The organism is Bradyrhizobium altum, assembly GCF_020889705.1.
GTDB lineage: Bacteria > Pseudomonadota > Alphaproteobacteria > Rhizobiales > Xanthobacteraceae > Bradyrhizobium > Bradyrhizobium altum.
The window spans coordinates 1-10800 of sequence record NZ_JACMYP010000283.1 but is presented as its reverse complement, the minus strand read 5'-3'; the positions used below and the strand labels follow the sequence as shown (position 1 = coordinate 10800).

The following is a 10800-nucleotide window of genomic DNA, read 5'->3' as shown; positions in this document are numbered from 1 at the left end:
CGACGAGGCGCGCGGCCTCCTCCTCGCCGAGCCGCTGCGGCAGCCGCGCCGCAATCAGGCTCTCGACGATCCGCGCCAGCGCCGCGGTGTGTCCGAGCGCGGCTTCTCGATCTCCTCGAGCGCTTCGATGGCCTTGGCGTGCAATTCCGGATCGGCAAACGGCGAAGGCCGGGCGCACAACGCCTTCGGCACGTCGAAGATGAAGGCGGCGGCGTTGAACTTCACGGCGCAGGAATAATGCTGCATCAGCCGCTCCGCGCCGGCAGGCGGCGGCCAGGGAAACTCCAAGGTCGCCTGGTCGATCGCATCCTCGAGCAGTTGCACATAGACCGCATGCACATTGAGGCTGACCGCCAGGGCCACGGCGCGCCACAGCGCGCCATCCATAGCGACCGCAGGAGAGATTTCAATCTGGATCGAGCGCGGCGTCGTGCGCAGCCGGTTGCGGATAAAGGGCGCGCGGGTCGACCCGAAGCGGGCGCCGGTGTTGAGCGCATCCGCGATGGTCGGCGCCGTCCTGGTCGCGACGTCGAGCGCGCCTTGCAGCGATGTCGACCAGACCGCCGCGGCCGACAACGGCCACAGCTCACCATGCCGGCGGGTGATGTTGGCGGCGAGGATCACCAGCGACGACACCGGCATGTGAGCGCCGGGCTGGTCGAGCACGTCCTGCTCGATTGCAGTGCCCCGCAGCAGCTCGTCGCGTTCGCCCCGCGTCTTGCCAAACGCCCGCACCAGCGCCCGCGCATAGCTCACGGACACCGGCGTGCGAAGGGTATCGGCCTCCGATCCCTGCATTGCCTTGGCGCCCCTCCCTCGCGAGCGTCCAGCCGAACGGACCTGATGGAACAGGCTTGGCGCAAAATGCCACAAAATTGGCCTGTTGGGAACTGGCGGCGCAAGCCCGCCTCGCGGCATCCTCTCTGCAACAACGGCGAACGCCGCCTCGACAAGAGATGCTGGAGGGAATGCGATGATCTTCACGGGCACCAATGCCGCTGGCGAAACCATCACCTACCGGGACGGCAAGCGCTATCTGTGGATGCTCTCATTCATCCCGCCGCTGATCCCGCTGTTGTCCTACTGGCTCTTCCTGCGGACGCACAATCCGCTGGTGACGCTGATCCCGTTCGTCTTCATCTTCATCCTGATTCCGCTGCTCGATGTCCTGTTCGGCGAAGACACCCACAATCCGCCGGCGGAAGTGGTCGCCGCGATGGAGGCCGATCCGTATTATCTGCGGCTGGCGCGCATCACCGTGGTGTTTCCATGGGTGAACTACGTAGCCCTGATCGCCTTCTTCGGCACGCAGGAGCTGCCGTGGTGGTCCTATGTCGCTTTGCTACTCGGCGTCGGCACCATCAATGGCGGTGCGCTGTTGATCGGGCACGAGCTCGGCCACAAGGCCGACCGGCTCAACATCTTCTTCGGTATGCTCGCCAACTGCGCGGTGGGTTACGCCCATTTCCGCGTCGAGCACAATCGCGGCCATCACACCTGGGTCGCAACGCCGGAAGATCCCGCCAGCGCGCGGTTCGGTGAATCGATCTATGTCTTCGCGACGCGTGAGCTGCCGGGCGCGTTCAGGCGCGGCTGGCGCAATGAGGCCGAGCGGCTGACCCGGCGCGGCGAGCCGGTCTGGTCGGTCAACAACGAGATCCTGCAGGGCTTTGCGCTGACGCTCGTCGTCGCGGCCATTCTGATTGCGCTGTTCGGCTGGAAGGTCGCGCCGTTCATCGTCGCGCACCATTTCCTCGGCTGGTACGCGCTGACCCAGGCCAATTATGTCGAGCACTACGGATTGCTGCGCGAGAAGCTGCCGAACGGCCGCTACCAGGCGGTCGAGCCGCGCCACTCCTGGAACACCAACCACATCGTCTCGAACCTGATGACGTTCCATCTGCAACGTCATTCCGACCACCACGCCAACCCGATGCGCCCCTACCAGTCGCTGCGCGATTTCGACGACATCCCGCGGCTGCCGAACGGCTACACCGGCATGTTCGGCCTTGCTGCGATCCCGCCGCTCTGGTTCCGCGTGATGGACCCGAAGACACTGGCCTGGGCCGGCGGCGACAAGAGCAAGCTCAATCTCGGCGACCTGCCGGTGAATGCGTGATTGCAGATGTTGCCCGTCCTGCGAGCAGGTCGGGCGATCGTCGTCAATGCGCTCGATGCGCGGTCAACGCGAGACGTAGCCCGCAGCAAGCGGCTTGAAGCGATAGATCAGATACGGGGCCTTGTTCTCGCCCTTGCCGCCATGAAACATCGCGGCCGCAGAGATTTGCGATGCTGACACGTACATGTAGCCGTCCGCCGACGCCGTGATCCCGTCAGGCCATACCATCTCCGCATCGCTCAGATAGGTGCGATACTTGCGATCGGTCCCGACGATGCCCACCGACTTGCTCTCGACCGCGGTGAGATAGAGATTGCCGGCATAATCGATCGAGAGCCCGCCATTGTTCGGCTTGTCTGAATAGCGCTCGACCTTGGCGCTGAGCTCGGCCGGCGTCAGCTTCTCGTCATTCAGGTCGGCCACGCGCACGCGGTAGATCGAGCGGCCGCTGAGCGGCGCGCCCCAGCGCGGGAATGAATTCGCGCTCGAGGAATTCCACATCCAGCCGCTGCGCCGGGCTCAATGCGGCGATGGTGCCGATCGCGTCACGAACGAACGGCGCAAGATCGGCGAAACGCTGGTATCGGTTATCTGGAGCTTGAACTTGCTGGACGTTGAGCATCGGTGCGATCGGGCCGGACGGTTGGACGGACGGGAGACCGCAGGACGTCAGCCTCCTCCTCCTTCAACGGCGCGAGCGCCCTTCCCGGGCGGAGATTCTTGCATCCCGCCGCTGATCGCGCGTCGGTCAACGGCACGCCTTGCCGCCGCCGGCTTTCACCCGCTCGGGATCTTCCGGCGCACAGCCTCCACGCCGGCGTCGGTGACGCGATACTTCCGCCCCATCTCCGGCAGGATCCAGCCCTTCTCGATCATTCCGGCAATGGTGCTCGGGCCGACACCCGCGGGAAACGGCCGGCGATGTCGGATCGCGTCGATCGCGACCCGCTCGAGATGCGTGGCGACATGCGAGGGGCGCGCGCGAAACGCCTTGGCCATGATGAGGACCGACAGCACCTCGGCGCGCCGGCGCACGGCCGAAGCGCTGCGGGTCAGTTCGTTGCTGATCTCGAGAGCGTTCTTGCCGGCCCTGGCGAGTTCTCTGAGTTTCTCGTCCTCGTCAGAGCTCCAGCGCCGCACGATCCCCATCTGGCCCTCACCGCCTGGATACCCATCTCGAACCGATGCATACGCAGGCGGCGCTGATTTGCCATGTGACTTTCGGCACCTCTTGATGTGACGTTGGAGACTGTCGCCATCAACAAGGCCTATTGCGAAAACGCTCCTAGTGCTTGCTGGGTTCAAGCGTGATGAGCACGCCGGTCGGTTCGGGCTCGTGCGGCCGCAGCGACGTCAGCTCCGGATCGCTCCACTCGGCAAGGCTCACCACCTCGCCGGTCTGCCCCGGCATGTCGGAGGACTGGGCGGGTTCGAGCACCTTGAGCCCGGTGGTGTCGACGAAGAATGTGTGCTCACCGAACACGCTGTTCAGCTGCGCCACCGCCGGATGATCGTCCGGAAGCACCTGAGCGTTCAGTTGCGTCATGGTCTGCTTGACTTGCGTGGAATTAAGCTTCATCCGCTGCTCCTGCTTGTTGGTTCCGGCCTTTGGATGTTTCCTTGAATGGATTCCTTGGCTGGTTCCTCCCCGCCCGCGCCCGTCGCCGCGGGCTTCGAAGTCTCGAACCGATCAGGCCACGAAACGTTCCGCACGCGTGACGCATTGACCGCCTGCGCGCGGGTTCCACATCCATCGCTGTGTGAAGTGTGGTGCTGCGGCTCTCTACGAGGCGGAAGGATTCTTCCTGGCGAGGCCTTCCAGATGCACGCGGCGCGCGGCGGATTTGCGTGCGCGCGACCTGGTGCGGCAGGCCCGGCAGCGCACGGCCTTGGTGAACACGTCGCCCTTGGCGGTCTCGTACCACCATTTCTGCTGCAACGGCGTCCAGACCTCGGCAACGCCGCAATCCTTGCAGACGAAAGGCTCGGGCCGATAGGTTCCGCGCTCGACGAAATCTGGAGTCGAATAGCTGCTCGTGGGCGCGAGCTGGCTCGTGACCACCGGAACCTCGTCGCGCGCCAGCGCGATCTTGTAGTCGCGCAGGCGCTGCCGTTCGGCGGCGCGTTGCGCCAGCGTGCGACGCCATTCCTCAGCCTTGCGCTGTTTGGCTTCGATCTCGCCGCGCGTCTGCTTGCTGCGCTTCATGCCCATGCCATCCGTCTTGCACCGTATCGACGAACTTGCCGCCCGGCAGCCCGGCCGTATCAAGACGACGTCATTGATACGCTTTGGCGCTTGCCATGGTAGCCGCAGCATTGCCGGGCGGCCAGATCGATCCGGGCGGAGGTTACGTCCGCCCCTGCTCCACCGGCCGCATGTGGATCAGCGCATCGAGAACCAGGACAAGCACGGGACGCTGCTCGTCGTTGACGAGCTCGGTCTTGAAGATCACGACGGCGTCGCACCGCTCCGGCCTGATGGTGATTTTCTGGATCCGGGATTGGCCCGTGAGCATGGCGCCCGGGCGGACCGGGCTCGGCAGGCGGATCTCGAAGCTCCGCCCGACGATGCCCGCCACCTTGGTCCAGATCGCCCCCACAACGAGCCGCTGATAGATCGCAATGGTGTTGAAGCCGCTTGCGATCAGGCCGCCGAACGGGCCCGCCGCAGCCGCGACGGGGTCGGTGTGGATCGGCACCGGATCATATTTGCCGGCGAACTCCAGGATCTCGGCTTCGCCAATCGTATAGGTGCCGAGCTGGAATGTCTGGCCCCTCGGTGAGATCTTCCGCATACAGCATCGCGCGCCTCCGTCTGTCGCGCGACGATAGACCATGCTGCGGGCTTTCCATTACTTCCGGGGTCATGTTCTTGGCGCACCGGACTGCGCGCGCAGAAGGAGACGCGCGCGGCGCCGGCCGCTCGCGTCTCGCTGCAAGCCCTCCGCGGCTATTGCAGCCGCGCCGCCCTCGCCTTCGCGGCCTTCACCGTGTTCTCCATCAGGCAAGCGATCGTCATCGGGCCGACGCCGCGCGGCACCGGCGTGATCGCGCCGGCGACCAACACCGCTTCGTCGAAGAAGACGTCGCCGCACACCGCGTAGCCGCCGTCCGGCTTCTCGACGCGCGTGGTGCCGACGTCGATCACGATGGCCTGCGGCTTGATCCAGTCGCCGCGCACGAGCCCAGCCTTCCCCACCGCGCTGACCAGGATATCGGCCTGACGGCAGATCTTGCTGATGCCGCGGGTGTGGATGTGGGTCTGCGTCACGGTCGCCTGCTCCTGCAGCAACAGCGCGGCCATCGGCTTGCCCACGATGTTGGAGCTGCCGATCACCACGGCATGAGCGCCGGTGAGATCTGGCCGGGTCGACTTGATCAGCCGGAGACAGCCGAGCGGCGTGCACGGCACCAAGGCATCGTCGCCGTGAAACAGCCGGCCTGCGTTCAGCGCGTGCAGGCCGTCGACATCCTTCGCGGGATCGACCGCCGCCATCACGCGCAAGGCGTCGATATGCGCCGGCAGCGGCAGTTGGATCAGGATGCCGTCGATATCGTCGCGCGCGTTGAGCGCGTCGATCCTGGCGAGCAGTTCGGCCTCGCTGGCGTCATCCGGCAGACGCTCGACCTCGCCGCGCAGGCCAAGCCGCTCGGCCATCCTGACCTTGCTCTGTACGTAAATCTGGCTCGCCGGGTCACAGCCAACCAGCACGACCGTGAGCCCGGGCGCGCGGGGCAGCCGGTCCAGTTCGCTCGCAACCTTGTCGATGACAATTTGGGCATGTGCATGCCCATCAAGAATGTTCGCCGTCATGGCACCTCCGTTTCGAAGCGGTGCCCAGGCGCGCGGCGTTCAGTCTCTGCGCTCCCCGATGGTGGTCCATCCAAGCGCCAGTCGCGCAGATGGCGCCGTCATAGCCGCCCGGCCCGGCAAACGCAAATCACGCACGCTGGCGACCGACCCGGCGACGAATTGCCCCTGTTTTTGCCGGTGGATCGGTGCCGGGCGGGGCCCCTCCGGGGGTAGGATTCGGGCAGAACTTGCGATAAGCCTCGGCGCTTGCCGGGCTTTTCCGATCCCCGGCGCCATCCTTCCGGTCATCACGCCACTTCGGACATTTTCACCATGAGACATATCCTCCTCGCGCTGGCGCTCCTCTGCCCGGCTGCCGCGCTTGCTCAAGGCACCGCTCCAGCCACCACCCCACCCCCCGCCGCCGACAAGCCGGCGGCGGCCTCGCAGCCGATGGTAGGCGACAAGCCGCTGGTCCAGGTCGGCAAGAAATCGGCGGCCAAGAAGGGCGAGAAGGCTGCAGCACCCGGCAAGACGCAATCGGTCGCGCAGAAGCTCCAGGCCTGCCAGGACATCGACGACGCCACCAAGGAGCGGCTGATGTGCTACGACGAGATCTTCAAGCCGCAGCCCAAGGCGAAGGCCGCCCCTGCCAAGGGCGTCGCCGAGTGCCGGTTCGTCAAGGAAGAGGACGAGCGGCTGACCTGCTACAACGGCTTCGCCGACAAGATTCCGCGCCTGCCGCGCTAACCGGTTCCGGCCACCCGGGGCGCTTCCCGCAACCGGTTACCCGGCTGGCATCGCGGACATGAAAATGCCGCCGCAAGTGTTTGCGGCGGCGTATCGATTGCCGATTGCGGCGTGTCCGAGCCTACCAGGTACCGAAGCCGCCGAAGAAGCCCATGCGTGGCTGCTGCTGCGCGACACGGTAAGGCTGATACATGCCGGGCTGGGCCAGCCGCATCGGCTGCTGGGAATGGGTATGGTTGCGCGCGATCTTGCGCTTCTTCGGCGCCTGCACCGGCTGCTCGGCCGGCTTCGCCTCGGCCACGACCGGCCCCTTGCGCGCGTCAGCCTTCTCCGGCGGAATGAACTGGGCGAACGTGTCACGGACGCGGGCCTGCGCCGACGCATCGCTGGCAGCCGCCGGGGTCGCTGCGGCAACCGCGTTCACCTGCGACGGAACGATGGTCGGCAGGTTGGTGTCGTACACCACCCGCTCCGGCAGTTTCTGGGTCGACTTGATGCGTACCATGGTCTTGTTGTCGACGCCGGGCGACGACAGACCCTGGCTGGCGACCACAGCCTCCTGCGGTACGATGGCATTGACGACGAAGAGCAGCGCGAGCAGCACGCCACCAACGAACAGGAAATAACGCGCCACAGGCATTTTGGTAGCTCCCCCCGCGCTACGGGCGCGGTTCAACTCGACGCGACGACATATGTCATCGCGCAACGAATTCATCGTCTGCGCATGATCACCCGGGCAGACGCTATCCGCGCTCCCGGGTCGTTCTCTAACCGTCGGCTTATTAGTTAGTTCCTGCCTGGCCATTGCGGTTCACCCGGCAAGTCAATTCCTGGTCACTTTTTCGGGATGCAGGGTTCAGGCGCGGCTGGCGGTCGCGACCGTGCATTTCGCCTTGTTTGCATTAACGTTTACGAACCCGATCAGCATCCGCGGGTAGGTCTTGCGGCTTTTCATGGCGATGGTGTCCGGGATCAGCCGCTTGCGTTCGGTCACGGGGCTGCCGTCGCTACGGATGAAGGTGCAGGCGATCTCGATATCCTTCACCGCGAAATCATTGGCATTGCGCAGCGTCAAGGTGACCAGGACGCTTTGGCCACCTCGGCCGGCTGCGCGGCAGTGGCCACGCCGACCGTGGCCGGTTCACCTGCCGGTGCGGCCGGGGCATCCTTTGCGGCTTGATTTGTGATTTGGGCAGGCTGCGCCCCGGTCGATGCATCCTGCGCGGTGCGGATGACGGCGGAAGACACCGGCCTGACATCCCGGTCTTCGGCATCGCTCGGCTCGGGGAGCATGAACCACGCCGCAATTCCGGCGACCGCGATGATCGACAGCAGCAGGCTGGCGTAAAGACCGCCCCCACCGAGACGTCCGGAGGCAAACCTTCGAAACGACGCCAAGCCGATCCGCATCGTCGTGCCCTCACCCTCGACGCCCGATCAAGCCGCCACCCAACACAGAAGCCGCAGGCATCGCAACATGCGGCACCGGGACGGCCGCAGGTCGAGCGGCCACCCAAGAACAATCACCGACGGCCGGAATGGTTTCATTCCGGGACGACAATCTTGCGGCTGGCATCACGGAGGGATGGTATCCCAACGGACCGATCGCTAGATTTGCGCCGCCCGAGAGCGAGTGCCGCACCCCAAAAAGCGCGCGAGAACAACAAGGAGATCGCAATGCCTGTCGTCACCTGGGACCACGTCCATCTGCGCAGTCCCGATCCCGAGGCCACCGCGACCTGGCTGCGCGACATTCTCGGCGGCGAGATCATCCGCGGCCCCGGCCGCATCGACGTCCAGCTCGGCGGCGCCAAGGTGTTCATCGCGGAGGTGACGCAAGGCGACGGCGTCAACGCCCCGCCGGTGACGCCGTATCAGGGGCTCGATCATTTCGGCCTGACCGTGAAGGACATCGACGCGGTCGCGGCCGAGATCAAGGCCAAGGGCGTCGAGTTCACCAAGGAGCCGACCACGATCCGCACCGGCGTGCGGATCTGCTTCATCCGCGGCCCGCAGGGCATCTCGATCGAGCTGCTCGAGCGCGACCAGAAATACGTGTGAGCGACGACCGATCCGCTACGTCATGCTGCCGGGCATGAAGCAGCGGATCGTCACGCCCATGTAGCTCTTGATCGGCCAGACCATGGCGCGGCCGACCCGGTTGGGCTCGGTGACCACAGCCTCGTCGGGGACGTCGACCCAGGCCCCATCGAGGCGCACTCGGTAGTGACCGTCCTTCGATTCCCAATCGACGTCGCTGACCGCGCTGCCGTCGGCATCCGAGCAGCACGGTCCCTTGCCGCTGCGCAGACCGTCGAACCATTCCTTGAGCGGCGAATTGGCGTAGCGTCCGTCGGGATCGCGCGCCCGCGCGATTTGTACGGCCGAGGCCAACACCAGCATCATCAGCCCGAGGGACACCATCACACGGCCCGCACGACGGGCCCAAGTTCCATTGGCATTGCGAGGGCGCGCCAAACGGCCGCCCGATTCAATCCAGTCCGACATGTGTTCGCTCCAGCACTCACCGGCCAGTGCAACCAGAGCTATGCATTTCGCGGGCCAGTTCGATTCGCGCGCACGGTCCGCTGTCATCGCGCCGTCACACCGCCTGGCAGGAACCGAGGGTTCACGGTCAGTCCGGATACCCCCGGAATCAACCTGCCGCATTGCACGAGGTTGCTCGCTTTGGCATAAAAAACCAATCCGGATTGCTGCGGGCGCGGCAGCCGGTCCATGGGACGTTATGAAGAACGGGCTGTACTCAATCCACGTCACCCTGCTGGACGGACGCGTCGGCAAGGGCAGCGGAGTGATTCTTTTCCGCGACGGGCAAATTCTCGGCGGCGATGCCTATCTCTATTACACCGGCAGCTACACGGTGAAGGGTGACGCGTTCAAGGGCGAGGTCCTCGTGCAACGCCACACCACGCCGCGCGAGACCGACAACCCATTGTTCGGCGGGCCCGCGCCGGTCGGCATCGGCGTCTCCGGCACCTTCACCGATACCCGCGGCACCATGAGCGGGACCGCGCTGGTCGGCAAGGCGAGCCTGATCTTCGGCGCCACGCTGCACAAGCTCGCGGATATCAATTAGGTCATCGCACCGGCATCTGATCCGTCATCCTGAGGTGCGAGCGTAGCGAGCCTCGAAGGATGCACGGCCACTAGCCGGGCCGTGCACCCTTCGAGACGCCGCTTCGCGGCTCCTCAGGATGACGGGGATAATATGCAACGGCCGATCCGCGTCATTGTGAGCGAAGCAAGCAAAGCAATCCACCGCGCCGCAAGCAGAGAGATGGGATTGCTTCGTCGCTATCGCTCCTCGCAATGACGCCGCTGAGAGCGCCTCTCACGTCGCGCCGTGCGCCTCGACATAGAGTGCATAGATCGAATGGCATGACGCCATGTAGAGGCGGTTGTTCTTGGGTCCGCCGAAGGTCAGGTTCTCGCATCGCTCCGGCAGGCGGATGAAGCCGAGCGGCTTGCCCTGCGGGCTGAACACCATGACGCCGTCGAGATCCTCAGGCCTGCCCTTGAGCTGATAGACCTTGCGACCGCCCGTCTCGGTCGGCTCCGACTGCAGCGCGCCGTTGCTGCCCCAGCCGCACCACAGATTGCCGTCGCGGTCGACGCGGAAGCCGTCGAGCGATCCCTGGTCGGTGGCGTCGATCAGCTTGGTCCTGTTGCCGACCGTTCCATCGGCATTGACGTCGTAGCTCCAGATGCTGCGGTTCGGCGTGCCCTTCCACTCGACGACGTAGAGCTTCTTCTCGTCCGGCGAGAAGGCAAGCCCGTTCGGATTGACCAGATCGGTGATGACGGCCGTCAGCTTTCCGTCGGTGCCGATCCGGAACACGTTGGTGTTGTCCTGCTCGCGCTTGGCCTTGAAGCCCTCCCACTCGCCGGCGATGCCGAACACCGGATCGGTGAACCAGATCGTGTCGTCGGACTTCACCACGATGTCGTTCGGCGCATTGAGGCGCTTGCCTTCGAAACTGTCGGCCAGCACGGTGATCTTGCCGTTCTTCTCGGTGCGCGCGATCCGCCGCGTCACCGAATGCTCGCAGGTGACGAGCCGACCCTGGCGGTCGCGGGTGTTGCCGTTGGCGAAATTGGCTGGACTGCGGAAGACGCT

17 protein-coding genes and 1 riboswitch are annotated in these 10800 nt (G+C 65.2%); of the genes, 4 read left to right on the top strand and 13 right to left on the bottom strand.

Translation table 11 applies throughout. The annotated features are described in order from the left end of the window. Window positions 1–54: 54 nt before the first annotated feature. Complete coding sequence (locus tag H8B02_RS39925; protein ID WP_229171193.1) at window positions 55–798, bottom strand: AraC family transcriptional regulator ligand-binding domain-containing protein; 744 nt, start codon at window positions 796–798, stop codon at window positions 55–57. Window positions 799–973: 175 nt separating this feature from the next. Here H8B02_RS39925 and H8B02_RS39920 point away from each other — a divergent pair, with 175 nt between their 5' ends. Continuing rightward, the gene (locus H8B02_RS39920) at window positions 974–2119 is read left to right on the top strand and encodes an alkane 1-monooxygenase (RefSeq protein ID WP_229171192.1); all 1146 of its coding nucleotides are present in this window, start codon (window positions 974–976) and stop codon (window positions 2117–2119) included. Window positions 2120–2182: 63 nt separating this feature from the next. On the opposite strand, the gene H8B02_RS39915 is transcribed toward H8B02_RS39920, so the two are convergent. From H8B02_RS39915 to H8B02_RS39885, 7 genes are all read right to left on the bottom strand, one after another. Next, window positions 2183–2548: an NHL repeat-containing protein gene (locus H8B02_RS39915; RefSeq protein ID WP_229171191.1), complete on the bottom strand. Its 366-nt coding sequence runs from the start codon at window positions 2546–2548 to the stop codon at window positions 2183–2185. Next, on the bottom strand, window positions 2526–2741 hold the full coding sequence (locus H8B02_RS39910; RefSeq protein ID WP_229171190.1) for a hypothetical protein: 216 nt from the start codon (window positions 2739–2741) through the stop codon (window positions 2526–2528). The genes H8B02_RS39915 and H8B02_RS39910 overlap by 23 nt, the downstream gene beginning before the upstream one ends. 155 nt (window positions 2742–2896) lie before the next feature. After that, the gene (locus tag H8B02_RS39905) at window positions 2897–3268 is read right to left on the bottom strand and encodes a hypothetical protein (protein WP_223967410.1); all 372 of its coding nucleotides are present in this window, start codon (window positions 3266–3268) and stop codon (window positions 2897–2899) included. Between the two features lie 136 nt (window positions 3269–3404). Further along, a complete protein-coding gene (locus tag H8B02_RS39900; protein WP_176530699.1) occupies window positions 3405–3698 on the bottom strand; it encodes a hypothetical protein in 294 nt (97 codons plus the stop codon). A 204-nt stretch (window positions 3699–3902) separates the two neighbouring features. After that, window positions 3903–4325: a zinc-ribbon domain containing protein gene (locus H8B02_RS39895; RefSeq protein ID WP_229171189.1), complete on the bottom strand. Its 423-nt coding sequence runs from the start codon at window positions 4323–4325 to the stop codon at window positions 3903–3905. A gap of 142 nt (window positions 4326–4467) precedes the next feature. Then, a complete protein-coding gene (locus tag H8B02_RS39890) occupies window positions 4468–4914 on the bottom strand; it encodes a MaoC/PaaZ C-terminal domain-containing protein (RefSeq protein ID WP_229171188.1) in 447 nt (148 codons plus the stop codon). 155 nt (window positions 4915–5069) lie between these two features. Beyond that, the gene (locus H8B02_RS39885) at window positions 5070–5933 is read right to left on the bottom strand and encodes a bifunctional 5,10-methylenetetrahydrofolate dehydrogenase/5,10-methenyltetrahydrofolate cyclohydrolase (protein ID WP_229171187.1); all 864 of its coding nucleotides are present in this window, start codon (window positions 5931–5933) and stop codon (window positions 5070–5072) included. A 15-nt stretch (window positions 5934–5948) separates the two neighbouring features. Further along, window positions 5949–6028: riboswitch (ZMP/ZTP riboswitch) on the bottom strand. 217 nt (window positions 6029–6245) lie between these two features. On the opposite strand from H8B02_RS39885, the gene H8B02_RS39880 reads away from it, so the two are divergent. Beyond that, a complete protein-coding gene (locus H8B02_RS39880; RefSeq protein WP_229171186.1) occupies window positions 6246–6662 on the top strand; it encodes a hypothetical protein in 417 nt (138 codons plus the stop codon). A gap of 121 nt (window positions 6663–6783) precedes the next feature. Here H8B02_RS39880 and H8B02_RS39875 read toward each other — a convergent pair whose 3' ends face one another. From H8B02_RS39875 to H8B02_RS39865, 3 genes are all read right to left on the bottom strand, one after another. Next, window positions 6784–7302, bottom strand: a complete 519-nt coding sequence (locus H8B02_RS39875) for a hypothetical protein (protein WP_229171185.1) — start codon at window positions 7300–7302, stop codon at window positions 6784–6786. Window positions 7303–7518: 216 nt separating this feature from the next. After that, window positions 7519–7707, bottom strand: coding sequence for a hypothetical protein (locus H8B02_RS39870; RefSeq protein WP_229171184.1), 189 nt, complete (start codon window positions 7705–7707; stop codon window positions 7519–7521). A gap of 26 nt (window positions 7708–7733) precedes the next feature. Beyond that, the gene (locus tag H8B02_RS39865) at window positions 7734–8072 is read right to left on the bottom strand and encodes a hypothetical protein (RefSeq protein WP_229171183.1); all 339 of its coding nucleotides are present in this window, start codon (window positions 8070–8072) and stop codon (window positions 7734–7736) included. A 267-nt stretch (window positions 8073–8339) separates the two neighbouring features. On the opposite strand from H8B02_RS39865, the gene H8B02_RS39860 reads away from it, so the two are divergent. Then, window positions 8340–8723, top strand: coding sequence for a VOC family protein (locus tag H8B02_RS39860; RefSeq protein WP_229171182.1), 384 nt, complete (start codon window positions 8340–8342; stop codon window positions 8721–8723). Window positions 8724–8738: 15 nt separating this feature from the next. Here H8B02_RS39860 and H8B02_RS39855 read toward each other — a convergent pair whose 3' ends face one another. Beyond that, window positions 8739–9170, bottom strand: coding sequence for a hypothetical protein (locus H8B02_RS39855; protein ID WP_376711770.1), 432 nt, complete (start codon window positions 9168–9170; stop codon window positions 8739–8741). 238 nt (window positions 9171–9408) lie between these two features. On the opposite strand from H8B02_RS39855, the gene H8B02_RS39850 reads away from it, so the two are divergent. Continuing rightward, window positions 9409–9759, top strand: coding sequence for a GrlR family regulatory protein (locus tag H8B02_RS39850; RefSeq protein ID WP_092114933.1), 351 nt, complete (start codon window positions 9409–9411; stop codon window positions 9757–9759). A gap of 255 nt (window positions 9760–10014) precedes the next feature. On the opposite strand, the gene H8B02_RS39845 is transcribed toward H8B02_RS39850, so the two are convergent. After that, on the bottom strand, window positions 10015–10800 hold a 786-nt coding region (locus H8B02_RS39845; RefSeq protein WP_229171181.1), incomplete at its 5' end, for an SMP-30/gluconolactonase/LRE family protein.